Below are 24,449 nucleotides of genomic sequence, written 5' to 3'. Positions count from 1 at the left end.
ATATTTTCTAATTAACTCTTAGGTTCTAGTGTAAATTTTTTAATGAGTTTTCCAACCGTTAAACCTTGTACTAAGATAGAAAAAACAACAATAATGTAAGTTATTACTAGAAATAAATCGCGTTCCATATCTTGCGTTAAACTTAAGGCCAAAGCAATTGAAATTCCACCTCGTAAACCTCCCCAAGTCATAATTAAATTTGTTTTCGGAACAAAATCTAACTTCTTAGCGTATAATTTTATTGGTATTAATAATGAAATATATCTTGCAAATAACAATAAAGGAACCACTATAAAACCTGCTAAAATATAACTAGTATCTAATGTTAAAACTAAAATTTCCATTCCAATCATTACAAAAAGAATTGTGTTTAAAAGTACATCTATCAATTCCCAAAATTTATCAACATAAAGCTCTGTAACTTCGCTCATAGAATTTTTTCTAACCGTATCTGTACCTACTAATAATCCTGCAGTAACCATTGCTAAAGGAGCCGATAAATGAAAATGTTGAGCAACTAAAGTTCCGCCCATAACAGCAGCGAGTGTAATAATTACTTCGGTGTCATAATCGTCAATACTTTTTAATAATCTATAAGTTATCCAACCAATTACAAGGCCAAATACAATTCCACCAACAACTTCAACAAGAAATAATTCTGCAATATGACCCACAGAAATTTCGCTTCCTCCACTTGCAATTTGGTAAATAGTTAGAAAAATTACAACGCCAACTCCGTCATTAAATAAAGATTCTCCAACAATTTTTGTTTCTAGTTTTTTTGGTGCTCCAACTTTTTTCATAATTCCTAAAACAGCAATAGGATCTGTTGGTGAAATTAAAGCTCCAAAAAGTAAACAATAAATAAAATCTACATTAAGATTTACAATTTTAAGCGCATAAAAAACAAGAACTCCTGCTAAAAAAGTAGAAATTAAAGTGCCTAAAGTTGCAAAAATTAATACTGGTTTTCTTTGGATTTTTAATTGCTGAAAATTGGTATGTAAAGCACCTGCAAAAAGCAAAAAACTTAACATAACATCTAACAAAACTGTTTTAAAATCAATACTTGTAATGAGTTCTCTTTCTTTAAGCAGCAAAGTGTCATCAAAATAACTTAATACAAAAACTGCTAACGTAAACAAAATGGTTATCAGCATTAAGCCAATTGAGTTTGGCAATTTTAAAAAACGTGTATTTATATACCCAAAAAGAGCTGAGAGTACAATTAAAACGGTTGCAATTAAAAAATAATCCATAGAATATTATACGATTTTTTTAATAGATCTAATAATTCCGTAATGAATTCCTTCATGAAAATTATTAAATGAAATTGCAGATTCTATAGTAGTTAAAACAAAACCTGTACTTGTTGGGTATTCTTTAAAAGACTCGAAAATACCTGCTTTATAATCTTCTTCTAAAGTATCTGGTAAACCTAAAAGCAAATCTTTTATTTCTTCAAATTCTTCTTCTGTAAAAGTTTTTGAAGGCAAAGTTCCTTTTTTATAATCTTCAATCAATTCATCAGAACATAAACAATCTAAACCTGCTAATTTGTAATTTAATAATTGTTGCGTAACCACTAAATGCGCTACATTCCAAGCAATATTATTTTTAAACCCTGTTGGAATTTCATGAATTTGCTCTAAAGTTAAACCTTCTAACTCTTTTAAAACAAGATTTCTCGATGTTCTTAAAATATCAAATTGTGCTTTCATATATTCTTTTATTTATTTTAAACTTACACATTTACATCACTTTAAATACTTCTATTTCTGATAAAACATTTAATTATGCATGTTAGATTTTTATGTGTAATTTTGAAGATGTAAATATAATTTAATAAAATGAAGAAAGTCTACTTTTTACAAACTTGTGATACTTGCCGAAGAATTTTAAAAGAAGTAAATACTGATGGTTTTGAGCGTCAAGAAATAAAAGCTAATCCAGTTACTGTTGTTCAATTAGAAGAAATGCACAAACTTTCTGGAAGTTATGAAGCCTTATTTAATAAACGTGCAAAGTTGTACAAATCTAAGGATTTAAAAAATCAGACGTTAACAGAAGCAGATTATAGGCAATTTATTTTAGATGAATATACTTTTTTAAAACGCCCTGTTTTTATATTTAATGATGAAATTTTTATAGGAAACAGTAAAAAAGTTATTGAAGAATTAAAAAAGAAAATTGGATAATGTTTCCTTTATTTTACGAGTTAATAAAAATAAAAGATGTCTACAAAAATTGCAGACATCTTTTGTTTACTCTAAAATTTAACTAAATTTCTATTTATTTTGATGAGATTTTAATATCAGAATTAGAAATCATTTCTGCTAACTCATCTTTTGTAATTTTTGTTTTTAAGCCAAATAAAACAAGTTTATCATTATTGCTATTTGTTCTAATAATGATTTCTCTTATGTAATCTTTTTTTTCAATAAAAAACAGTTCTGCATTGCTACCATTATCTTTTATGCGAGCAAACGTTTTTAATTTATTTTTTCTGATAAATTTTCTAAAATCCTTTGAAACAACATTATCTTCATTATCAAAAATCATAACTTTAAAATCACTCGATTTTTTAATAACATTCATTAAATCGCTATCATTTTCATCATCTAAAAATGAGCCCGCTAATGAAGCTGATAAATTGATTGAAAAAGTTGATTTATCTTTATTTACTTTATAGAATTTTTGAAAAGCTACTTCTTGCGCAGAAATACTAGTAATTAAAAGTGCGAATAAAATTGTTGTTAAATGTTTCATGTGGTTGTTTTATTTTGAGACGACTACAAAAACAATTTGTTACAATTTTTATTTTTTTCACATCAAAAGTTCATTACAATTCCTAAACTTGAACCTTTAAAATTTAAATTAAATTCTGGTTGAAAGCTAGCACTAACAGTTGGCAAACCAACATTGTAGAGATCTACCGCAGCTTTCGATTTTTTATTATAATTATTTAAAAGAGGAATTGCTACTAAAATTAAAGTTGCACCCAAACCAGCAATTTCCCATTTTGGATCTCCACCTCCTATTGCTGTTCCGATAGGAATACCTATTAATGCGCCACCAGAAAACCCTAAAACCGATGACCACGTATAATTATGTTTTGCTGATTTTATCAAATCTAAGGTTTCTTTATTATTTTTTAAAACCTCTTTTAGTTGATTCATTGTTAATTTTTCTCCATTCTGATAAAATAAATTTTCTCCAAAAAACTTTTTAACTTCTATTTTTTGAGCATTTACATTCGAAAATGTAAAGATTGCTATTAAAAAGGCGAATATTATTTTTTTCATTTTTTAATTATTTTGATTTATAAAGTGCTATTAAGTTTTGAGCTTCTTTTTTTGCACTCCAGTTTTTAACAATTTCTTCTCTAGCTTGTTTTCCTAAATGCGGAATTTCGTTTTTAATAGCTTTTGATAAAAGGTTTTCTAAGGTTGATGAATCGCCAGCATTAAACAAATAACCATTTTTTTTATCAGAAATTAATTCTGAATGTACCCCAACATTTCTTGTAGCAATTACAGAACATTCGCAAGACATTGCTTCTGCTGTAACTAAAGAAAATCCTTCAGAAAAACTTGGAGCAACTACAATTTTTGCCGCTTGATAATAAGATATAATATCTCTCGTTTCATCAATAAAATAAACCTGATTTTCTATTTCATGTTTTTTAGCTATTGTTTTTAATTCTTCTAAAAAAGCTGGTTTATCTACTTTGCCAACAATTACTAAAGCCCAATTTTTATGCTCTTTTAAAGTTTTTGCAGCTTCTAACAAAACAAATTGACCTTTTGCTTTTCTTACTCTTCCTGCATTTAAAACAATGTTTTCTTGTAATATATTTTCTAACTTTTTTTCAGAATTTGGCAAAAATTCATTAACCTTAACTCCGTGACCAACAATTGTATTTTTTATACCTAAATTAATACTCATACTTTTTATGAGTGTAACAACTTTATCTGCTTTTTTTAATAAAAACTTAGTTAAGCCAGAAGGCACAGTTTCTGCATGTCTTGTTGCAACTAAGGTAAATTTTGCTCCTAAAAAACGAAATAATAACATCCTTATTATTTCATTATTTCTATGACAATGCACAACAGTTTTTACATCAGAAAATAAAATAGATTTTAGCTTAGATGTGGTAATTTGAACTCCGTTTATATTTGTACCATAAACATAGGTTTCAAATTCATCAGTAAAAAAAGGAAGTACATTTTCTATACTTCTAGTAACTCCGGTTTTTCGTCTATGAAAATGTGTATGAATTAAAACTGATTTCAAGCTAGAAAAATTATATTGTTAGATTTAAGAAAACTTACGTTCTATAATTTCTAAAAAACGAGCTTCTAATTCCTCGTGATTAGACCAATTATAATCTGGTTTTACCATTTTAATAATAAATTCTTTTGCTTCTTTTACAGATTTAAAAGTGTTTAATTGAGAAATTACTCTGTTATAATCTTCTTGCTGATTGTTAAAAAGGTTTTTTACAAAAGCAATTCTATCATTTAAACCAATTTGAATGTTTGCTGCAAATTTATCATTTAACGATTTTGGTTGCGCATTATCAAACAAATCTGCCATTAAATCTACAGAAAAAGTGTCTTGCAATTCTTCTTCTAACGTTTTTGTTTTATTTACTTCAACCATAACAACATCATTTATATAAGGTTCTTCTGGTTTTGCTTCTTCTGTTTTAGGCTCTTCAATTTTAGTTTCAGAAAAAATAATTTCTTCTAATTCATCAAAAGGTTGTTCTAAAATTTCTTCAACTTTAGGCGCTACTTTTTCTTCAATTACAACTTCTTGCTTAATTTCTTGTTTTTCTTCTTCAGATTCATCTACAAGATTATACATTACTTTTTCTTCTATTAAAATAAACTCTTCTGCATCTTTTTCATCAACATTGCTATTTTCTTTTACTTCAAAAGCTTGTTCTACTTTTTCTACTAGTTCTTCTTTTGTTTCTTTTATACCTGGTGTTGCGTTTACATATTCTTCAACAAATGCAAGAACAGATAGCTTTTCATAAATTTCTTTCGACTTTTGTTTTAATAAGAACACATTTTCTTTATTCTTCATCTGCAAAATGCTGTGAGCTAAGCTTATTAAATCTGCCTCTAATTTTTTGTGCATAAGTTGTTGTTTGATTTTATTTTTTACTCGTAAATATTCCTAAATTTGCGACACGCAAAGTAACACAAATTTTTAACGCTTAAAATTACAAAATGTTTCTCGAAAATACAGTAAATCACACAGAACAATTTGGCTGGATTGAAGTTATTTGCGGCTCTATGTTTTCTGGTAAAACAGAAGAATTAATTAGACGTTTAAAACGAGCTCAGTTTGCTAAACAACGCGTAGAAATTTTTAAACCTGCAGTTGATACACGTTATGATGAAGAAGAAGTTGTTTCTCATAATGATAATAGAATTAGATCAACACCTGTACCAGTTTCTTCAAATATTCGTTTGTTAGTAAATGATGTAGATGTTGTTGGTATTGATGAAGCTCAATTTTTTGATGATGAAATTGTTGCCGTTTGTAATGATTTAGCAAATAGCGGAATTAGAGTTATTGTGGCTGGTTTAGACATGGATTTTAAAGGAAATCCTTTTGGACCAATGCCAGCTTTAATGGCAACTGCAGAATATGTAACAAAAGTACACGCTGTTTGTACTCACACTGGTAATTTGGCGCATTTTAGTTTTAGAAAAGCACAAAATGATAAATTGGTAATGTTGGGCGAAACTCAAGAATACGAGCCTTTAAGCAGAGCTGCATATTACAAAGCCATCAAAAACAAACAAAACCAAATAGTTTCTTCTGATGAAAATAAACCCGAATCAGAAGACACTGAATAAAGTGCTAAATTTATGAATAATCATGTAACTGTTTTAGAAATTGATGGAAAAGCACTAGAACATAATCTTACTTATTTTAAGCAAAAACTAAAACCAGAAACCAAAATTTTAGCGGTTGTAAAAGCCTTCGGATATGGAAGTGATAGTGTAGAAATTGCTAAATTTTTAGAAGAAAAAGTAGATTATTTTGCTGTTGCTTTTGCTGCTGAAGGAATTGCTTTACGTGAAGCTGGTATTGAAGCACCTATTTTAGTTTTACATCCACAAGTGCAAACTTTACAATCTATTGTAGATTACAGATTAGAACCAAACTTATATGGTTTTAAAGTTTTTGATGCTTTTTTAAAATTGGCAGACGAAACGCCTTTAATGAATTACCCAATTCATTTAAAATTTAATACAGGTTTAAACAGATTAGGTTTCTGGCATACAGATATTCCTAAAATTTTATCAGATTTAAAAGAAACAAATCATGTGAAAGTGCAATCTTTATTTTCGCATTTAGCAGCCAGTGAAGATTTAGAAGAAAGGGATTTTACAATAAATCAAATAAATAATTTTGCATACATAGCACAACAGTTTTACAAACACTTAAGCTATAAACCAATGTTACATATTTTAAATACATCTGGAGTTGTAAATTATGCAGAAGCGCAATTTGATATGGTTAGAATCGGTATTGGATTATACGGTTTTGGAAATGATGAAAAAGTAACATCAACATTAAAAAATACGCACAATTTAACTTCAATAATTACTCAAATTCATTTAATTGAACCTGGAGAAACTGTAGGATATAACAGAGCTTTCGTTGCTAAAAAACCTATAAAATCTGCAACAATTCCTGTTGGTCATGCAGATGGAATTTCTAGAAGATTGGGAAATAAAAAAGGTTTTGTAATCATTAACAATCAGAAAGCAAAAATTATTGGTAATGTTTGTATGGATATGATTATGGTTGATGTTACTAAAATTGATTGTAAAGAAGGTGATAAAGTAATCATTTTTAACAATCAAGAAATGATACAACATATTGCTACGGTTTCCGAAACTATAGTTTATGAAACATTAACTGCAATTTCGCAACGTGTTAAAAAAGTGTTAAATAAATAAATTTTTACTACTTTTACAGCCTAACAAATTAAAAATCAATTTAAAATGGGAATGCTTAAAGAATTTAAAGACTTTGCAATGAAGGGAAACCTTATTGATATTGCTGTAGGTTTTGTTATGGGAGCTGCTTTTAAACAAGTAGTTACTTCGTTTACAGGGGGAATTGTTTCTCCGTTAATTGGCTTATTATTTAATGCTGATTTTAAAGATCTAAAATACATTGCTAAAGAAGGTATTGCAGATGAAGCTGGTAAAATTACTGGTGAAGTAGCTATTTTATATGGTGATTTTATTACGAATGTTATCGATTTTATTATTGTTGCTTTTGTAATGTTTATGATTGTAAAAGGTATTAATGCAACTAAGAAAAAAGAAGAACCAGCACCAGAACCAGCACCAGCAGGTCCTAGTCAAGAAGATTTATTAGCAGAAATTAGAGATTTATTAGCAAAAAAATAAATAATCATATTTCTATAAAAAAACAAATCCTGAGTTTTAATTAACTCAGGATTTTTTTATGATTTAAAATCAATTTTATTTACAAAATATAATCTGTACTAATAAAATTAGAAGCTTTTTTATCTAATAATTCTTCTAAAATAGCATTATTATAAGGTGTATCTTTAGAAGCTACAAAAGTTCTAATAGAAAAAGAACGCAAAGCATCGTGAACACTTAAAGTTGCTACTGCAGAATCTTTTCTTCCTGTAAACGGATACACATCTGGCCCACGTTGACAAGAACTGTTTAAGTTTACTCTACAAACTAAATTTACAAGTGTATCAATTAAAGGCGCTAATGTTTTTACATCGCTTCCAAAAACACTTACTTGTTGCCCGTAATTAGACTCTGCCATATCATCTAACGGTTCGTCAATATTTTTAAACGACAAAACAGGTGTTACTGGCCCAAATTGTTCTTCTTGATACACTCTCATATCTTTAGAAACTGGATATAAAACTGCTGGAAAAATATAATTCTCTGTAGTTTCTCCACCTTTTTTATTGATAATTTTAGCACCTTTTTCCGCTGCATCATCAATTAATTCTTGAATATATGCTGTTTTACCAGGTTCTGGCAATGGTGTTAATTGTACTCCATTTTCCCACGGATTTCCAAATTTTAAAGCATCAACTTTATCAGAAAAACGCTTATTAAATTCTTCCACTATATTTTCGTGAACATAAATTACTTTTAAAGCTGTACAACGTTGACCATTAAAAGAAGTTGCACCAGATAAACATTCGTTAATTGCTAAATCTAAATCGGCATCTTCTAAAACAATTGCAGGATTTTTAGCCTCTAAACCTAAAACTAAACGCAATCTATTTTTTTGTGGATGATTTGCTTGAATTGCATTTGCAGATTTACTGTTACCAATTAAAGCTAAAACATCAACTTTACCAGTTTTCATAATTGGTGTAGCTAAAGTTCTACCTCTACCATAAATAATATTTACAACGCCCGCAGGAAAACTACTTTGAAAAGCTTCTAATAATGGTGATAATAATAAAACACCATGTTTTGCTGGTTTAAAAATAGTTGTATTTCCCATCATTAAAGCAGGAATCAACAATGCAAAAGTTTCATTTAAAGGATAATTGTAAGGCCCTAAACACAAAACAACACCTAAAGGTCCACGTCTAATATGTGCATGAACTCCGCTATTTTTTTCAAACTTAGCAGAATCTCTATCCATTTGTTTGTAATCTTCAATAGTATCGTAAATATATTCTACAGTTCTATCAAACTCTTTTTGTGAATCTGGCAAAGATTTACCAATTTCCCACATTAACAATTTTACAATTTCTTCACGTTTGGTTTTCATTTGAACTACAAACTTCTCCATCGCTGCAATTCTACCTTCAACTTTCATTGTTGGCCATAAACCTTGCCCTTTTCCGTATGCTTTTATAGCAGAATTTAAAGCCTCTAACGCTTCATCTTCTCCTAAATTTGGTACAGTACCTAATAATGTTGGCTTATAATTTTCTGTTGATGAAATTGTAGAAAAAACATCAGCAGTATCTCCTTTCCATGCTTTTAATTCACCATCAACTAAATACGTTTTTTGATGTAAAAGTGATTCAATTTTATATTCGTCTGGTATTTCCTCAAAGACTTGTTTCATAATTTTAAATTTAATTTTGAAGCTTAAAAATAACCTCTGTAATCTATTTAGATTAATTATTATTGGTTCAAAGTAACAAAAAATAAGCTTAAATTATCCTGTTTGCTTTTACAATTATCGGTTTAATCACGAAATGCTTTTCGGTATTTTCTCTTAAAATATTGAATTAGACAACTCAATTTTACACCAAAAACTGAAACAAATCTGGCTTATCATTTAAATAATCGCCAAAGAAATTATTTTCTTTCATTCTATGTATTAATGGTTCTAAATCACTTGCCGATTTTAGTTCTAAACCTACAACTGCAACACCTTTTTCTCTATTTGTTTTCTTGGTATATTCAAAATGAGTAATATCATCATTAGGTCCTAAAATTTCTGCCACAAATTGTTTTAAAGCTCCTGCTCTTTGAGGGAATTTTACAATAAAATAGTGCTTTAAATTTGCATACAATAATGCTCTTTCTTTAATATCTGCTGTTCGTGTAATATCATTATTGCTTCCGCTAACTACACAAACAACATTTTTTCCTTTAATTTCATCAGCATAAAAATCTAATGCAGCAATACTTAGAGCGCCTGCAGGTTCTACAACAATGGCATCTATATTATACAAATCTAAAATTGTCTGACAAATTTTGCCTTCTGGAACTGTAATTATAGCATCTAAATTTTGCTTACAAATAGCAAAATTTAAATCACCTACTTTTTTAACAGCTGCACCATCTACAAAATTATTTATAGTTTCTAGTGCTGTATTTTTTTTATTCCTGATAGATGTTTGCATAGAAGGTGCGCCTTCTGGTTCTACACCAATAATTTTTGTTTCTGGTGATAATTCCTTAAAAAGAGTTGACAAACCTGATGACAAACCTCCACCACCAACAGGAACAAAAACATAATCTATTTTTTTATTTGTTTGCTCTAAAATCTCTAAACCAACTGTAGCTTGCCCTTCTATTACTTTTTCGTCATTAAAAGGATGAATAAAAGTTTTGTTTTTAGAATCGCATTCTAGTTTTGCAGAATTAAATGCATCATCAAAAGTATCACCTTCAATAATGATATTTATAAACTCCTCGCCAAACATTTTTACTTGATTTATTTTCTGATTTGGCGTTGGAGAAGGCATAAAAATAGTACCTTTTATTTCTAATAACTTACATGATAAGGCAACACCTTGTGCATGATTTCCTGCGCTAGCACAAACAATTCCTCTTTGTTTTTCATCATCATTTAAAGAAGAAATTTTATTATAAGCACCTCTAATTTTATACGACCGAACTACTTGTAAATCTTCTCTTTTAAATAAAACAGTAGATTGAAATTGCTTAGAAAGGTTTTGATTTTGAATCAATGGAGTAACATAAGCAACGTCTTTTAAATTTGAAGCAGCTTGTTTGATATTTTCTAAACTAGGGAAATAGGTTTCTTGAGTTTTCATTAATCAAATATAAAAAGAAAACCTGTCAGATTTTAAATTCTGACAGGTTTCTATAAAAGTTAAAATCTTTATTTTATTATGCAGATTTTATTACTTGCATTGCCGTCATAGAAGTTCTTAATCTTTCTCCTACTTTTTCTACTGGGTGATTTCTAATAATTTTGTTAACTCTAATTAACTCTTTATTATCAACATCATTAGAGTCTGTAAATTTCTTACCAATAATATCTGTCTTAACAGTTTTCATAAAATCTGTTAATAAAGGTTTACAAGCATGATCGAATAAATAACAACCATATTCTGCTGTATCAGAAATTACACGATTCATTTCTGCTAGCTTCATTCTTGCAATTGTATTTGCAATTAATGGTGTTTCGTGTAAAGATTCGTAGTATGCAGAAGCAGCAATAATTCCAGATTCTGTCATAGCTTCAAAAGCCAATTCTACACCGGCTCTTACAAAAGCAACTAATAAAGTTCCGTGATCAAAATATTCTTGTTCTGGAATTTCTTGATCTGTAATTGTTTGTTTTTCAAAAGCAGTTTCTCCAGTTGCCGCTCTCCAAGTTAATAAGTTTTTATCATCATTAGCCCAATCTTCCATCATTGTTGCAGAGAAATGACCAGTCATAATATCATCCATATGTTTTTGAAACAACGGACGCATAATGTCTTTTAATTCTTCAGAGAGTCTGAAAGCTTCTACTTTTGCAGGATTAGACAATCTGTCCATCATATTTGTGATTCCTCCATGTTTTAAAGCTTCAGTTACAGTTTCCCAACCATATTGAATTAATTTAGCAGCATAACCTGGCTCAATACCTTCTTCTACCATTTTATCAAAAGATAAAATTGCTCCTGTTTGTAACAAACCACATAAAATAGTTTGCTCTCCCATTAAATCAGATTTAACTTCAGCAACAAAAGAAGATTCTAAAACCCCTGCTCTATTTCCTCCAGTTGCAACTGCATAAGCTTTTGCTTGTGCCCAACCTTTTCCTTCTGGATCATTTTCTGGGTGAACTGCCGTTAATGTTGGTACTCCAAATCCTCTTTTATATTCTTCACGAACTTCCGATCCTGGAGATTTTGGCGCAACCATAATTACAGTTAAATCTTCACGAATTTGCATACCTTCCTCAACGATATTAAAACCATGAGAATACGATAATGTTGCTCCTTTTTTCATTAAAGGCATTACAGCAGTTACCACATTTGTATGTTGTTTATCTGGCGTTAAGTTAATAACCAAATCTGCTGTAGGTAACATTTCTTCGTAAGATCCTACTTTAAAATTATTAGAAGTTGCGTTTATAAAAGATTGTCTTTTTTGATCTATAGCTGCTTGTCTTAATGTATAAGAAATGTCTAAACCAGAATCTCTCATATTTAAACCTTGGTTTAAACCTTGAGCTCCACAACCCACAATTACAATTCTCTTTCCTACCAATGCATTTACGCCGTCTTCAAATTCTGAAGCATCCATAAATCTACATTTTCCTAACTGCTCTAATTTTTCTCTTAATGTTAATGTGTTAAAATAATTTGACATTTTTATGTATTTAGTTGTTGTATGACTCTAATAATGTTGATATTTTCATTTCGTCTTTAGTTACAGAAATAAGGCCAGAACGTGTGTATTGCATAATTCCAAAAACACTTAAGGCATTATATAAATCTACTATTTCTTCCTTTTTTCCAGACTTTTCTAAAACAAAAAACTCTTTATTTACAGTAACAATTCTAGCGTTACTTTCTTTAATAATATTCTGTATTTGACGCTCTTCAAACAAAAGCTCTGACTTTATTTTAAACAAACCAGATATTTGATAAATAACCTCATCTAGCGTATGATAATAAGCCTTTATAACTTCTACTTGTTTTTCTATTTGGCCTATAATTTTCTTAACATTTACTTCAATCATATTTACTACAATAGTAAATCTAGAAACACCTTCTATTTCTGATGGAGAAATGTTTAAGCTCTCAATATTAATGTGTCTTCTTTGAAAAATTGCCGAAATTCTATTCAACAATCCAATGTTATTTTCAGTATAAACTGATATTGTATATAATTGTTTTTCTGTACTCATTTTTTATAGATATTAGAAAATAGATATTAGAAAATAGACTTAAATTAACATTATTTTTCTTACTACACTTGTCTTTATTCTTTCTTCTATATTCTATTCTGTTTTTATTTTATTCTAACCTTATATCTGAAACACTTGCTCCCGTAGGAATCATTGGAAAAACATTTCCTTCTTTTTCTACACAAACCTCTAAAAAGTAAGCCTCTTTACTTGCCATCATTTCTGCAACAGCGTCTGCTAACTCTTCTCGTTTAGTAACTTTCTTAGCTTTTATATAATAACCTTCTGCAATTGCAACAAAATTAGGGTTTACCATTTCTGTTGAAGCATAACGTTTATCAAAAAACAATTGTTGCCATTGACGAACCATTCCTAAAAAGTCGTTATTTAAAACAACTACTTTTACCGCTGCTCTTTGTTGAAAAATAGTACCTAATTCTTGAATGGTCATTTGGTAACCACCATCACCAGAAATAGAAACAACTTCTCTTTCTGGAGCCGCCATTTTTGCCCCAATTGCTGCCGGCAAGCCAAAGCCCATTGTACCTAAACCACCAGAAGTAATATTACTTTTAGTTTTATTAAATTCTGCATATCTACAAGCTATCATTTGGTGTTGACCAACATCACTTACTATTGCTGCGTTTCCTTTACTCTGAATATTAATTTGATGAAGAACCTCACCCATGGTTAATCCTTCTTTCGTTGGATAAATATCGTCTTTAATTACTTTTTCGTACTCAACAGCATATAAATCTGCAAATTCTTTGCGCCATTCTGGATGTGTATTTTCGTTTAATAATGGCAATAACAACTCTAAACTTGTTTTTGCATCACCCAAAACAGCAACATCTGTTTTTACGTTTTTATCTACTTCTGCAGGATCAATTTCAAAGTGAATTACTTTTGCCTGTTTTGCATACGTAGCTAAAGTACCAGTAACACGATCATCAAAACGCATACCGATAGCTATTAAAACATCACATTCATTTGTTAATTTGTTTGGCGCATAATTACCATGCATACCAACCATACCAACATTTAATGGATGCGAAGTTGGTATTGCAGAAGCACCTAAAATAGTCCATGCTGCAGGGATTCCTGCTTTTTCTACAATAGCTTTTAAATGCTCTTCAGCTTCACTTAAAATAACACCTTGTCCCCAAACAATTAATGGTTTTTTAGCACCATTAATTAATTTTGCAGCTGCCTCTACAGAAGAAAGATCTGTTTTAGGAATTGGGTTATAACTTCTTACTCTTGTACACTTTTTGTAAGAAAAATCAAATTCTTCTAACTGTGCATCTTTCGTTATATCTATTAAAACAGGACCTGGCCTACCACTTTTTGCAATATAAAAAGCTTTTGCCATCGCAGCAGGAATATCAGAAGCTTTAGTAACTTGACAATTCCATTTTGTTACAGGTGTAGAAATTCCTACAATATCTGTTTCTTGAAAAGCATCAGAACCTAATAAATGAGAAAAAACTTGCCCAGTAATACACACCATTGGTGTAGAATCTATTTGAGCATCAGCGATACCTGTTATTAAATTTGTTGCTCCTGGACCAGAAGTTGCTATACAAACACCAACTTTACCAGAAATTCTAGCAAAACCTTGTGCAGAATGTGTTGCACCTTGTTCGTGACGTGTTAATACGTGATGAATTTTATCTTGATACTTATATAATTCATCATAAACTGGCATAATTGCTCCACCAGGATAACCGTAAATTATCTTAGCATCTTCTTCAATTAAACATCTTACAATTGCTTCACTACCAGAAATTCTTTCTGTAGTTTTAGTAGCTGGTTTTTCGTTTTTTATGGTTTGTGTTTCCATACTTTTTTATTTAAAATCCCTGAATTTGCAGGAATAACAGTCTTTTTGATTATAAATCTGTAACACATCCTTTAGATGCTGATGCTACTGTTTTTGCATATTTATACAAAATCCCTTTTTTGTGCTTTAATGCTGGTGCAACCCATTTAGATTTTCTTTCTGCTAATTCTTCATCAGAAATTAAAACATTTATAGAGTTATCTTCTGCACTAATTCTAATTTTATCTCCAGTTTTTAATAACCCAATTGTTCCTCCAGATTGAGCTTCTGGTGTAATATGTCCAACCACAAAACCATGAGTTCCTCCAGAAAAACGACCATCAGTAATTAAAGCTACAGATTTACCTAAACCTGCTCCCATTATTAAAGAAGTTGGTTTTAACATTTCTGGCATTCCTGGTCCTCCTTTAGGTCCAACATAGCGAATGACGACTACATCTCCTCTTTCTACTTCTCCATTTATAATTCCTGTATTTGCCGCTTGTTCTCCATTATAAACCACAGCTTTTCCTTCAAACAATAAACCTTCATTACCAGAAATTTTTGCTACAGCTCCTTCTTCTGCTAAGTTTCCAAATAAAATTTGTAGGTTTCCTGATGATTTTAATGCTTTATCTTTTGGATAAATTACATCTTGATCTTCAAATTCCATTGCTTTTACATCTGCTAAATTTTCTGCTAATGTTTTACCTGTAACAGTCATACAATCTCCATGTAAATATCCATTTTCTAATAAATATTTCATAATTGCAGGCGTACCTCCAACCCCATGAACATCTTCCATTAAGTATTTTCCTGATGGTTTTAAATCTGCAATTAATGGCGTTCTGTCTGAAACTCTTTGAAAATCTTCTAAAGTAAACTCAATATCTGCTGCATGCGCAATTGCTAAAAAGTGTAAAACTGCATTTGTTGATCCTCCTAAAGCATTTACCAATGCGATTGCATTTTCTAAAGATTTTTTAGAAATAATATCTAAAGGTTTTAAATCTAATTCTAATAAATTTTTAATTGCGATAGCAGTTCTTTCCGCTTCTGATAATTTATTCGGATTTTCTGCTGGTATTGATGAATTATAAGGCAACCCAAACCCCATACATTCTATTGCAGAAGCCATTGTATTTGCTGTATACATTCCTCCACAAGCACCTGCTCCTGGAATTGCCCTTTTTATAATTTCTCTATATTCATCATCTTCAATTTCTCCAGCCATTTTTTGACCTAAAGCTTCAAAGGCGGAAACGATATTTAATTTTTTTCCTTTGTAATTTCCTGATGCAATTGTACCACCATACATCATAATTGATGGACGATTTAAACGTAACATTGCGATTACTGCTCCTGGCATATTTTTATCACAACCAACCACAGAAACCAATGCATCATAACTTTGAGCATTCATAACAGTTTCTATAGAATCTGCAATAATATCTCTTGAAGCTAAAGAATAATTCATACCAGAAGTCCCCATAGAAATTCCATCAGAAACTCCAATTGTATTAAATCCTAAACCAACTAAACCTGCAATTTTGCTTTCTACTTTGACTTCTGCAGCCAAATTATTTAAATGCATATTACAAGGATTTCCATCATAACCTGTGCTTGCAATTCCAACTTGAGCCCTACTCATGTCTTCATCTGTTAATCCAACAGCATACAACATTGCTTGTGATGCAGGCTGAGATTCATCTTGCGTTAATCTTTTGCTATGTTTATTTAATTCCATTTAATATATTCTTCAATTTGATGACTAAATTAGACTATTTCTCTATTTTCATTGAATAACACTCAATAAGACTCTTTAAATTCAGGTGTTAAAAAAAACATATAACAAGCTGATAAAAAGCGTATTAACCCTATTTAAATATGACATTCAATCATTAAAATAAATTCAAAAAAAAACCTCCCAAATAATTGGAAGGCTATAATTTTAAAAATAAATACCACTTCCTTATCATGTCGTAGAAATTACGATGACAATAATTGAAATAATATTTAAAATTTGTTTTTTCATTCTATGCTTCAAATATTTGAAATTAAAGTTTAATATCCAAATAAAAATTTTATCTTTTTAAATAATTGTACTTTGACCCATATGAATATTTTTAAAATTCATATTACTATCTTCTTGATTTAAAATATAGTCTGCAATAAAACCTCCTACTTTTGATGTTGATGCAGAGTATTGATTTTTACCTTTTATATCTTCTGTTGTAATACCTAAAGTTAACGATTTTTCTAAAGCTCTTTTTATTGCATCTGATTCTTCTTGCAAACCAAAATGTTCTAAAAGCATAGCTGCTGATAAAATTGAAGCTAACGGATTTGCGATATCTTTTCCTTTTGCTTGCGGATAAGAACCATGAATAGGCTCGAACATTGCAGTTTTTTCTCCAATTGAAGACGAAGCCAACAAACCAATAGAACCACTAATTACACTGGCTTCATCAGAAATAATATCACCAAAAAGGTTTTCTGTTAATATAACATCAAATTGTTTTGGATTTAAAACAATTTGTAATGCTGCATTATCTACAAACATAAAATCTAACTCTACATTTGTATATTCTTTTGCGATTTCTGTTACTGTCTTTCTCCATAAACGAGAAGTTTCCAAAACATTAGCTTTATCAATTAAAGTAACTTTTTTCTTTCTATTTTGAGCTGCTTTAAAAGCTAAGTGTGCTACTTTTGAAATCTGATCAACAGTATAAGAACAAATGTCAAAAGCAGATAATCCATCTTCACTTAATTCTTTTGTGTCAAAATAAATTCCGCCACTTAATTCTCTATAAATTACAATATCTGCACCTTGTATTACTTCTTTTTTTAGTGGAGAATTTTTAACTAATTTTTCGTAAGCTTTTACAGGTCTTACGTTACAATATAAACCTAGCTCTTTTCTTAATCGAAATAACCCTTGTTCTGGTCTTATTTTAGCTTCTGGATCGTTATCGTATTTTAAAGTTCCAATTGCTCCATATAAGATAGCATCTGCTTTTTTACAAATTTCGATAGTTGCATCTGGCAAAGGATTTCCAGTAGATTCCATTGCACAAGCACCCATTTGTGCTTCTTTGTATAAAAAAATATGGTCATAAACTTCTGCAACTGCATCCAAAGCTTTTTTAGCTTGTGCAGTTACTTCTGGTCCAATACCGTCTCCAGGAATTACAGCAATTGTTAATTTCATTATTTATTTTATGATTAAAACTACTATTTTATTTAAACAGAAGTTAAATCAAAAGTAATATAACTATTATTGAAGACAAAATTTCTTTTGCTTTTTTATACCATTGTAATTTTAGAAACCTTACTCACCACTTTCATAATAGTGTGAATATCATCATTTTTGATTTCTTTTTGTGTATCAGCTAACTTTAAAAATGAAGTATACGCAACGTCTAACTGTACTTTTGTAAGTTCATATCCTATTTTTTTTGCTCTATAAGCCAACGCCGCTCTTCCACTTCTTGCTGTTAAAACAATTGCACTTTCTGTAACACCAACATCTTCCGGATCCATAATTTCGTATGTTTCTCTGTTTTTTATAACTCCATCTTGATGAATTCCAGAACTATGAGCAAATGCATTTGCACCAACAATTGCTTTATTAGGTTGCACAGGCATTCCCATACTTTCGCGAACCATAATACTAGTATCGTATAACAGTTTTGTATTAATACTTGTTTCTAAATTTAAATATGGATGTTGTTTTAGTACCATTACAACTTCTTCTAAAGCTGTATTTCCTGCTCTTTCACCAATCCCATTTATGGTACATTCTATTTGTCGAGCACCATTTATTACACCAGCAATTGAGTTTGCAGTTGCCATTCCTAAATCGTTATGACAATGACAAGAAAGAATTACATTATCAATACCTTTAACGTTTTCGCGTAAATATTTCATTTTTGCTCCATATTCTTCTGGCAAACAATAACCTGTTGTATCAGGAATATTTAAAACAGTTGCACCCGCTTTTATAACGGCTTCACAAACTCTTGCTAAAAATTCGTTATCTGTTCTACCTGCGTCTTCTGCATAAAACTCTACGTCTTCTACAAAAGATTTTGAATATGAAACTGCTTTTACTGCGCGTTCTATAACTTGCTCTCTGGTTGAATTAAATTTGAATTTTATATGTGAATCACTTGTTCCAATACCAGTATGAATTCTTGGATATTTTGCAAATTTTAATGCTTCTGCAGCAACTTTTATATCATTTTCTACAGCTCTAGTTAAACCACAAACTGTAGCGTTTTTTACAATTTTAGCAATTTCAGACACAGAAATAAAATCTCCAGGACTTGAAACTGGAAAACCTGCCTCTATAACATTTACACCTAGTAAATCTAATCTTTCTGCGATTACTAATTTTTGTTTAGTATCAAGTTTACAACCAGGCACTTGCTCTCCATCCCTTAAAGTAGTGTCAAAAATTTGAACTTTATTATCTTGCATCATTTTGTAAAGATTATCTTTATATTTGACCAAAAGTATATATTGTATTTTCAAATATTACTTTTGCACAACATCTTTCACGATTTCTAATATACTTATAAAAAACACAAGTATTTAAACATCAATATATTATGAGTAAAATTGTTACATCAGCCAATCAACAAAATGACGCTCTTTTTGTTCTTATCAAGTCTTTAACAAAGTCTGAAAAGAGGCAGTTTAATTTATATGTTGGTAGATTAGGTGGTAATATTGACGCTAAATTCTTTTCGCTTTTTAAGTTTTTAGAAAAATTAAAAGTATATGACGAAAAAGTCATTATAAATAGCGGTATCGTTTCGAAACAACAGCTTTCTAATTTAAAAGCGCATTTGTACAAGCAAATATTAATAAGTCTTCGATTGAATCCTGCACATAAAAACATCAGAATTCAACTTAGAGAACAGTTAGATTTCGCAACCGTTTTGTATCAGAAAGGATTATACAAACAAAGTTTAAAACTGTTAGAAAAAGCGAAACATTTAGCACTTGATAATGAAGAGAAAAATATTGCTTACGAAATTGTAGAACTAGAAAAAGTAATTGAAACACAATACATTACAAGAAGTTTAAGCAACAGAGCAGATCAACTTTCTGTACAAGCAAAAGAGTTGAGTTTGCAAAATGTGCTGGCAAGTAAATTATCTAATTTGTCGCTTCAACTATACAGTCATTTATTGCAAAATGGGTATGTAAAAAACAATGAAGAATTAGAGTTTGTGAACACCTATTTTTATGGTAAAATACCAAGATATAAATTTAATAATCTAGGATTTAGAGAAAAACTATGGTTATACAAATCTCATTTATGGTTTAGTTTCTTAACTCAAGATTTTTTACAAAGCTATAAATATGCCAGAAAATGGGTAGACTTATTTAAAGAGGATAAAAAATACATTAATTTACACCCTGTATTTTACTTAAAAGGAATAAACTATTTACTAGAAGCCTGTTTTCTTGTTCAGAAAAGAACAACATTTAAAAAAGAACTCACTTCTTTTGAAGAAGATGTTGCACAAAAAAATATACCAATAAACACAAATACTGAGTTACTAATTTTCGAATACACATACACAAACAAATTACATTTACACTTTTTAGAAGCTACTTTTTCTGAAGGTGAATATCTTGTTGATATTATCAATCAAAAAATTGAAAATTACAGAGACAGACTTGATAATCATCACATAGTAATGCTTTATTACAAAATTGCCTGTTTGTATTTTGGAATGGGTAAAAACGAGCTTTGTATAGAATATTTACAAAAAATTATCAAGTCTAAAAATTTAAGTTCCGCAGAAGATTTACAATGCTTCGCCAGAATTTTAAACCTAATTGCACATTATGAATGTGGTTTAGATTATGATTTAGAAAGACAGTTTTTAGATACTTATAAATTTTTATTGAAAATGGAAAACTTACAAGAAGTACAAAAGGTTTTCTTAACTTCTATTAGAGATTTAAGTGATATCTTTCCGCATGAAATTAAAAATGAATTTAAAAAAATACATTCAAAATTAAAAAAATACGAAGATCATCCGTATGAAAAAAGAGCGTTTTTATATTTAGATATCTTATCTTGGTTAGAAAGTAAAATACAAAACAAACCCATAGCTACAATTATTAAAGAAAAAATAATTATATCTAAAAAAAATAGGAATTTACATGTATAGTCCTTAGTTTTTTAAGATAATCGTATTAATTACATATAAACATAAAATAATACCCAGTAAAACCTATCAAAATAAATAATACCACTATTTTTGTGATGTGAATCTTTCTAAATTAAATACAAATTCTTCTAAAACTACTTCTGTAGTATGTATTTCTATGAACACTATTATTCGCACAACACCTACAACTACAACCCTTTAGGGGTTATTTATATTCATATCATTTAGGTCAACTATTTTTCGTAAAAACGAAATAACATCATAAAATATATTACATAACTATTATCATAAAAAGATGAAAGTATTAAAATTTGGAGGCTCGTCTGTAGCTAACTCAGAAAACATCAAAAAAGTTTTAGACATTGTTGCTAAAATAGCAAAAGAAAATAAAGTAGCTGTTGTAGTTTCTGCTTTTGGAAAAACAACAAATAACCTTTTAGCAGGTGCTGATGCAGCTTTAGAAGATATTGTTTCAGCTAAAAAAACCTTAGACTCAATTAAAGAATTGCATTTTGATACCATTGATGATCTAATTACAAAAAACATAAAAGAAGTTAAAAAAGAGGTTACTTATCTGTTTGATAGATTAGAATCCATTTATTCAGGTGTTTTTTTATTACAAGAATTGTCTGACAAAACATTGGCTAAGATTTCTAGTTTTGGCGAAAGACTTTCTTCTTATATTATTGCAAATGCTGCAAAAGAATTATTTGACGCAATTCATGGAGAGAGCAGAGATTTAATAATTACGAATAATGATTATTTAAATGCTCAAGTGAATTTTAAGGTTACTGATAAAAATATAGCTTCATTTTTTGAAAAAAACAAACATCAAGTTGTTGTTTTAGGTGGCTTTATTTCTTCTGATATAAATGGAGAAACTACAACATTAGGAAGAGGTGGATCTGATTTTACCGCAGCAATTTACGCTGCTGCTTTAAATGCTGATGAATTACAAATTTGGACAGATGTTTCTGGGATGTTTACTGCAAATCCGAGAGTTGTGAAACAAGCATATCCTATTTCAGAAATTTCTTATGAAGAAGCAATGGAATTGTCTCATTTTGGCGCAAAAGTTTTATATCCACCAACAATTCAACCAGCTTTAAGAAAAGAAATTCCTATTAGAATTAAAAATACTTTTGAGCCAGATAATTTTGGAACATTAATTTGTAATAATCCAAAAAACAGCAATGAAGTTAAAGGAATTTCGCATATTGAAGACATCAGCTTAATTACTTTAGAAGGCGGAGGAATGATTGGCATCCCTGGTTTTTCTAAGCGTTTGTTCGAAACACTTTCTATAGCAAAAATAAATGTTGTTTTTATAACACAAGCTTCTTCTGAACATTCAATTTGTGTGGGTGTTTATGAAAATGATGCTGCAAAAGCAAAAGAACTTTTAGACGAAACTTTTAGCATAGAAATAGACAAGAAAAAAATAAAGCCAATCATTGTAGAAAAAGATTTGGCAATTATAGCTGTTGTTGGTGAGAGCATGAAAAACTACCAAGGTTTAAGCGGACAAATGTTTAGCGCCTTAGGAAGAAATAATGTAAATGTTAGAGCAATTGCACAAGGTTCATCAGAAAAAAACATCTCTGCAGTTATTAATAAATACGATGCAAAAAAGGCTTTAAACACATTACATGAGCAATTCTTTGAAGAAAGAACGAAACAACTAAACTTGTTTGTAACTGGTGTTGGTAATGTTGGCGAACGCTTTTTAGCTCAAATACATCAACAAAAAAAGTTCTTAAAAGAAAACTTAAAATTAAGTATTAAGGTTATCGGAATTGCGAATTCTAAAAAAATGGCTTTCGATGATAATGGTATCGATCTAAATAATTGGAAAGAAGCTTTAGAAAACGGAGAACCTACAACTTTAGACAGTTTTCATAAAAAAGTAAAAGAAAGCAACCATATTAATAGTGTTTTTATAGACAATACTGCAAATCAGCAAGTTTCTGAAATCTATGAAAAATATTTACGTGATAGCATTTCTGTTGTAACTTGTAATAAAATTGCTTGTGCTTCTAGCTTCGACAATTATAAAACCTTAAAACAAGTTTCTAGAAAATACAATGCTTCTTTCTTATTTGAAACAAATGTTGGTGCAGGTTTACCAATTATAGATACTTTAAAGAATTTAGTAAACTCTGGCGATAGGGTCAATAAAATTCAAGCAGTATTATCTGGAAGTTTAAATTTTGTTTTCAATAACTTTAATGCAGATTCAACTTTTCATGATGTGGTTGCTGCTGCTCAAAAAGAAGGATATACAGAACCGGATCCAAAAATTGATTTAAGTGGTGTTGATGTTGCTAGAAAAATCTTAATTTTAGCCAGAGAAAGTGGTTATAAAATGGAATTAGAAGAAATTGCTAAAAATGCTTTTTTACCTGACGACAGTTTAAACACAACTAATAATGACGATTTTTATGCATCGTTAACTAAAAACGAAGCACATTTTCAAAATATATTTAAAGAAGCAAATGACAAAGACTGTCGTTTAAAATATGTTGCAGAATTTGTTGACGGAAAAGCGAATGTTGGTTTACAACATATTCCTTCAGATCATCCTTTTTATAATTTAGAAGGAAGTGATAATATTGTATTATTTTTTACTGACAGATATCCAGAAAATCCTTTAATTATAAAAGGTGCTGGTGCTGGTGCAGATGTTACTGCTTCTGGTATTTTTGCTGATGTAATTAGAATTGCGAATCAATAAAATAAGTAAACAGTTTTCAGTAGGCAGTTATCAGTAATCAACTGACTGCAAACTGAATACTGCTTACTGAAAACTTAAAAAAATGGATTATTTAAAAATTTTTGCTCCCGCTACTGTTGCCAATGTTTCTTGCGGATTTGATTCTCTAGGTTTTGCTGTTGATGCAATTGGAGATGAAATGACCTTTACAAAAACAACTGAAAAGGGCGTTAAAATAACCAATATTACAGGTGCAAATTTAACTTACAATGTTGATGAAAATGCCGCAAGTGCCGTTGTAAAAAAAATACTGAATGAAGCAAATGCAGATTTCGGAATTGAATTAACAATTCACAAAGGCTTTTCTCCAGGAAGCGGACTAGGAAGTTCTGCTGCAAGTGCTGCTGGTGCTGCTTTTGGAGCAAATCAATTATTAGGAAATATATATTCTGATTTAGAATTGACAAAATTTGCCATGTTTGGCGAAGAAGTTGCTTGCGGAACTCCAATTGCAGACAATGTTTCTGCAGCAATTTATGGTGGTTTCGTTTTAGTAAGAAGCTACAGTCCTTTAGAAATTATAAAATTACCGGTTCCTAGTGAATTAAGAGTTGTAGCCATTCATCCGCAGGTAGAAGTAAAAACAAAAGATGCTAGAGAAGTTTTACCTACAGAAATAGCTTTGAAAGATGCTGTTACACAATGGGCAAATGTTGGTGGTTTAATTAGCGGTTTATATTCAGATAACTATAATTTAATCAGTAATTCTTTAGTAGATATTATTGTAGAACCTCATAGAAAAAAATTAATTCCGTTTTTTGATGATGTAAAAAACGCAGCATTAAAATCTGGAGCTTTAGGTGCTGGAATTAGCGGTTCTGGACCCACAATTTTTGCTTTATGTAAAGGCGATGAAGTTGCTACTAATGTTTACAAAAGCATTGAAGAAAGTTATAAAAATACGGGAATTGATTTTGAAATGTTTATTTCAAAAGTGAATCACGAAGGAATAAAAATATTATAATAATCGTCATTAAGAAGGAAGAATGACTGAAGT

21 protein-coding genes are annotated in these 24,449 nt (G+C 29.9%); 7 read left to right on the top strand and 14 right to left on the bottom strand.

Features of this window, described 5'->3' with window-relative positions:
* Positions 1-11: 11 nt before the first annotated feature.
* Together BLT70_RS00735 and BLT70_RS00730 are read right to left on the bottom strand one after the other, a co-directional pair.
* Entirely contained in the window at positions 12-1,259 is a 1,248-nt protein-coding gene (locus BLT70_RS00735; protein ID WP_091890174.1) for a sodium:proton antiporter, read from the bottom strand.
* Between the two features lie 6 nt (positions 1,260-1,265).
* Positions 1,266-1,721 (bottom strand): DinB family protein, encoded by a 456-nt coding sequence (locus BLT70_RS00730; protein WP_091890171.1) that lies wholly within the window; start codon positions 1,719-1,721, stop codon positions 1,266-1,268.
* A gap of 129 nt (positions 1,722-1,850) precedes the next feature.
* Here BLT70_RS00730 and BLT70_RS00725 point away from each other — a divergent pair, with 129 nt between their 5' ends.
* On the top strand, positions 1,851-2,198 hold the full coding sequence (locus tag BLT70_RS00725) for an arsenate reductase family protein (RefSeq protein ID WP_091890168.1): 348 nt from the start codon (positions 1,851-1,853) through the stop codon (positions 2,196-2,198).
* A 94-nt stretch (positions 2,199-2,292) separates the two neighbouring features.
* Here BLT70_RS00725 and BLT70_RS00720 read toward each other — a convergent pair whose 3' ends face one another.
* The 4 genes from BLT70_RS00720 to BLT70_RS00705 all read right to left on the bottom strand — a co-directional run bounded on the left by BLT70_RS00720 (position 2,293) and on the right by BLT70_RS00705 (position 5,151).
* Positions 2,293-2,769, bottom strand: coding sequence for a DUF4252 domain-containing protein (locus BLT70_RS00720; RefSeq protein ID WP_091890165.1), 477 nt, complete (start codon positions 2,767-2,769; stop codon positions 2,293-2,295).
* A gap of 62 nt (positions 2,770-2,831) precedes the next feature.
* Positions 2,832-3,305, bottom strand: a complete 474-nt coding sequence (locus BLT70_RS00715; protein ID WP_091890163.1) for a hypothetical protein — start codon at positions 3,303-3,305, stop codon at positions 2,832-2,834.
* 7 nt (positions 3,306-3,312) lie between these two features.
* Positions 3,313-4,296 (bottom strand): glycosyltransferase family 4 protein, encoded by a 984-nt coding sequence (locus tag BLT70_RS00710; protein ID WP_091890160.1) that lies wholly within the window; start codon positions 4,294-4,296, stop codon positions 3,313-3,315.
* A 24-nt stretch (positions 4,297-4,320) separates the two neighbouring features.
* On the bottom strand, positions 4,321-5,151 hold the full coding sequence (locus tag BLT70_RS00705; RefSeq protein WP_091890157.1) for a hypothetical protein: 831 nt from the start codon (positions 5,149-5,151) through the stop codon (positions 4,321-4,323).
* A 92-nt stretch (positions 5,152-5,243) separates the two neighbouring features.
* Between BLT70_RS00705 and BLT70_RS00700 the strand changes: the two genes are divergently transcribed.
* Genes BLT70_RS00700 through mscL form a run of 3 tightly spaced genes read left to right on the top strand, consistent with a single transcriptional unit; the run spans position 5,244 to position 7,451 of the window.
* On the top strand, positions 5,244-5,879 hold the full coding sequence (locus BLT70_RS00700) for a thymidine kinase (protein ID WP_091890154.1): 636 nt from the start codon (positions 5,244-5,246) through the stop codon (positions 5,877-5,879).
* 12 nt (positions 5,880-5,891) lie between these two features.
* Positions 5,892-6,992, top strand: a complete 1,101-nt coding sequence (alr, locus tag BLT70_RS00695) for an alanine racemase (protein WP_091890151.1) — start codon at positions 5,892-5,894, stop codon at positions 6,990-6,992.
* A gap of 51 nt (positions 6,993-7,043) precedes the next feature.
* Positions 7,044-7,451, top strand: a complete 408-nt coding sequence (gene mscL, locus BLT70_RS00690; RefSeq protein ID WP_172824444.1) for a large-conductance mechanosensitive channel protein MscL — start codon at positions 7,044-7,046, stop codon at positions 7,449-7,451.
* A 79-nt stretch (positions 7,452-7,530) separates the two neighbouring features.
* Here the strand turns inward: mscL and BLT70_RS00685 are convergent, their stop codons facing one another.
* The 8 genes from BLT70_RS00685 to BLT70_RS00650 all read right to left on the bottom strand — a co-directional run bounded on the left by BLT70_RS00685 (position 7,531) and on the right by BLT70_RS00650 (position 18,967).
* Entirely contained in the window at positions 7,531-9,123 is a 1,593-nt protein-coding gene (locus BLT70_RS00685; RefSeq protein WP_091890145.1) for an NADP-dependent glyceraldehyde-3-phosphate dehydrogenase, read from the bottom strand.
* A 181-nt stretch (positions 9,124-9,304) separates the two neighbouring features.
* The gene (gene ilvA, locus BLT70_RS00680) at positions 9,305-10,567 is read right to left on the bottom strand and encodes a threonine ammonia-lyase IlvA (RefSeq protein WP_091890142.1); all 1,263 of its coding nucleotides are present in this window, start codon (positions 10,565-10,567) and stop codon (positions 9,305-9,307) included.
* 76 nt (positions 10,568-10,643) lie between these two features.
* Positions 10,644-12,119: a ketol-acid reductoisomerase gene (gene ilvC, locus BLT70_RS00675; RefSeq protein ID WP_091890139.1), complete on the bottom strand. Its 1,476-nt coding sequence runs from the start codon at positions 12,117-12,119 to the stop codon at positions 10,644-10,646.
* Positions 12,120-12,129: 10 nt separating this feature from the next.
* Entirely contained in the window at positions 12,130-12,660 is a 531-nt protein-coding gene (gene ilvN / locus BLT70_RS00670; RefSeq protein ID WP_091890136.1) for an acetolactate synthase small subunit, read from the bottom strand.
* 109 nt (positions 12,661-12,769) lie between these two features.
* Complete coding sequence (gene ilvB, locus BLT70_RS00665; protein WP_091890134.1) at positions 12,770-14,503, bottom strand: biosynthetic-type acetolactate synthase large subunit; 1,734 nt, start codon at positions 14,501-14,503, stop codon at positions 12,770-12,772.
* A gap of 49 nt (positions 14,504-14,552) precedes the next feature.
* Complete coding sequence (gene ilvD / locus BLT70_RS00660) at positions 14,553-16,229, bottom strand: dihydroxy-acid dehydratase (RefSeq protein WP_091890131.1); 1,677 nt, start codon at positions 16,227-16,229, stop codon at positions 14,553-14,555.
* A 345-nt stretch (positions 16,230-16,574) separates the two neighbouring features.
* The gene (gene leuB / locus BLT70_RS00655) at positions 16,575-17,696 is read right to left on the bottom strand and encodes a 3-isopropylmalate dehydrogenase (protein WP_091890128.1); all 1,122 of its coding nucleotides are present in this window, start codon (positions 17,694-17,696) and stop codon (positions 16,575-16,577) included.
* Between the two features lie 95 nt (positions 17,697-17,791).
* A complete protein-coding gene (locus BLT70_RS00650) occupies positions 17,792-18,967 on the bottom strand; it encodes a 2-isopropylmalate synthase (protein ID WP_091897281.1) in 1,176 nt (391 codons plus the stop codon).
* Between the two features lie 131 nt (positions 18,968-19,098).
* Here BLT70_RS00650 and BLT70_RS00645 point away from each other — a divergent pair, with 131 nt between their 5' ends.
* From BLT70_RS00645 to BLT70_RS00635, 3 genes are all read left to right on the top strand, one after another.
* Positions 19,099-20,679 (top strand): hypothetical protein, encoded by a 1,581-nt coding sequence (locus BLT70_RS00645; RefSeq protein ID WP_091890125.1) that lies wholly within the window; start codon positions 19,099-19,101, stop codon positions 20,677-20,679.
* A gap of 295 nt (positions 20,680-20,974) precedes the next feature.
* Positions 20,975-23,413 carry a bifunctional aspartate kinase/homoserine dehydrogenase I gene (gene thrA / locus BLT70_RS00640; RefSeq protein WP_091890122.1) on the top strand — a complete coding sequence of 813 codons (2,439 nt, stop codon included), beginning with the start codon at positions 20,975-20,977 and terminating at the stop codon, positions 23,411-23,413.
* A gap of 82 nt (positions 23,414-23,495) precedes the next feature.
* On the top strand, positions 23,496-24,416 hold the full coding sequence (locus BLT70_RS00635) for a homoserine kinase (RefSeq protein ID WP_091890119.1): 921 nt from the start codon (positions 23,496-23,498) through the stop codon (positions 24,414-24,416).
* Positions 24,417-24,449: the final 33 nt, after the last annotated feature.

This window comes from Polaribacter sp. KT25b (assembly GCF_900105145.1).
In the GTDB taxonomy this organism is placed as follows: Bacteria; Bacteroidota; Bacteroidia; order Flavobacteriales; family Flavobacteriaceae; genus Polaribacter.
This window is presented reverse-complemented; position numbering and strand designations above follow the sequence as displayed.

What these genes read in the sequence shown, in the direction of transcription:
- BLT70_RS00735 (WP_091890174.1), bottom strand. Translation starts at nt 1,259, where the DNA reads ATGGATTATTTTTTAATTGCAACCGTTTTAATTGTACTCTCAGCTCTT.
- BLT70_RS00730 (WP_091890171.1), bottom strand. Translation starts at nt 1,721, where the DNA reads ATGAAAGCACAATTTGATATTTTAAGAACATCGAGAAATCTTGTTTTA.
- BLT70_RS00725 (WP_091890168.1), top strand. Translation starts at nt 1,851, where the DNA reads ATGAAGAAAGTCTACTTTTTACAAACTTGTGATACTTGCCGAAGAATT.
- BLT70_RS00720 (WP_091890165.1), bottom strand. Translation starts at nt 2,769, where the DNA reads ATGAAACATTTAACAACAATTTTATTCGCACTTTTAATTACTAGTATT.
- BLT70_RS00715 (WP_091890163.1), bottom strand. Translation starts at nt 3,305, where the DNA reads ATGAAAAAAATAATATTCGCCTTTTTAATAGCAATCTTTACATTTTCG.
- BLT70_RS00705 (WP_091890157.1), bottom strand. Translation starts at nt 5,151, where the DNA reads ATGCACAAAAAATTAGAGGCAGATTTAATAAGCTTAGCTCACAGCATT.
- BLT70_RS00700 (WP_091890154.1), top strand. Translation starts at nt 5,244, where the DNA reads ATGTTTCTCGAAAATACAGTAAATCACACAGAACAATTTGGCTGGATT.
- alr (WP_091890151.1), top strand. Translation starts at nt 5,892, where the DNA reads ATGAATAATCATGTAACTGTTTTAGAAATTGATGGAAAAGCACTAGAA.
- mscL (WP_172824444.1), top strand. Translation starts at nt 7,044, where the DNA reads ATGCTTAAAGAATTTAAAGACTTTGCAATGAAGGGAAACCTTATTGAT.
- BLT70_RS00685 (WP_091890145.1), bottom strand. Translation starts at nt 9,123, where the DNA reads ATGAAACAAGTCTTTGAGGAAATACCAGACGAATATAAAATTGAATCA.
- ilvA (WP_091890142.1), bottom strand. Translation starts at nt 10,567, where the DNA reads ATGAAAACTCAAGAAACCTATTTCCCTAGTTTAGAAAATATCAAACAA.
- ilvC (WP_091890139.1), bottom strand. Translation starts at nt 12,119, where the DNA reads ATGTCAAATTATTTTAACACATTAACATTAAGAGAAAAATTAGAGCAG.
- ilvN (WP_091890136.1), bottom strand. Translation starts at nt 12,660, where the DNA reads ATGAGTACAGAAAAACAATTATATACAATATCAGTTTATACTGAAAAT.
- ilvB (WP_091890134.1), bottom strand. Translation starts at nt 14,503, where the DNA reads ATGGAAACACAAACCATAAAAAACGAAAAACCAGCTACTAAAACTACA.
- ilvD (WP_091890131.1), bottom strand. Translation starts at nt 16,229, where the DNA reads ATGGAATTAAATAAACATAGCAAAAGATTAACGCAAGATGAATCTCAG.
- leuB (WP_091890128.1), bottom strand. Translation starts at nt 17,696, where the DNA reads ATGAAATTAACAATTGCTGTAATTCCTGGAGACGGTATTGGACCAGAA.
- BLT70_RS00650 (WP_091897281.1), bottom strand. Translation starts at nt 18,967, where the DNA reads ATGCAAGATAATAAAGTTCAAATTTTTGACACTACTTTAAGGGATGGA.
- BLT70_RS00645 (WP_091890125.1), top strand. Translation starts at nt 19,099, where the DNA reads ATGAGTAAAATTGTTACATCAGCCAATCAACAAAATGACGCTCTTTTT.
- thrA (WP_091890122.1), top strand. Translation starts at nt 20,975, where the DNA reads ATGAAAGTATTAAAATTTGGAGGCTCGTCTGTAGCTAACTCAGAAAAC.
- BLT70_RS00635 (WP_091890119.1), top strand. Translation starts at nt 23,496, where the DNA reads ATGGATTATTTAAAAATTTTTGCTCCCGCTACTGTTGCCAATGTTTCT.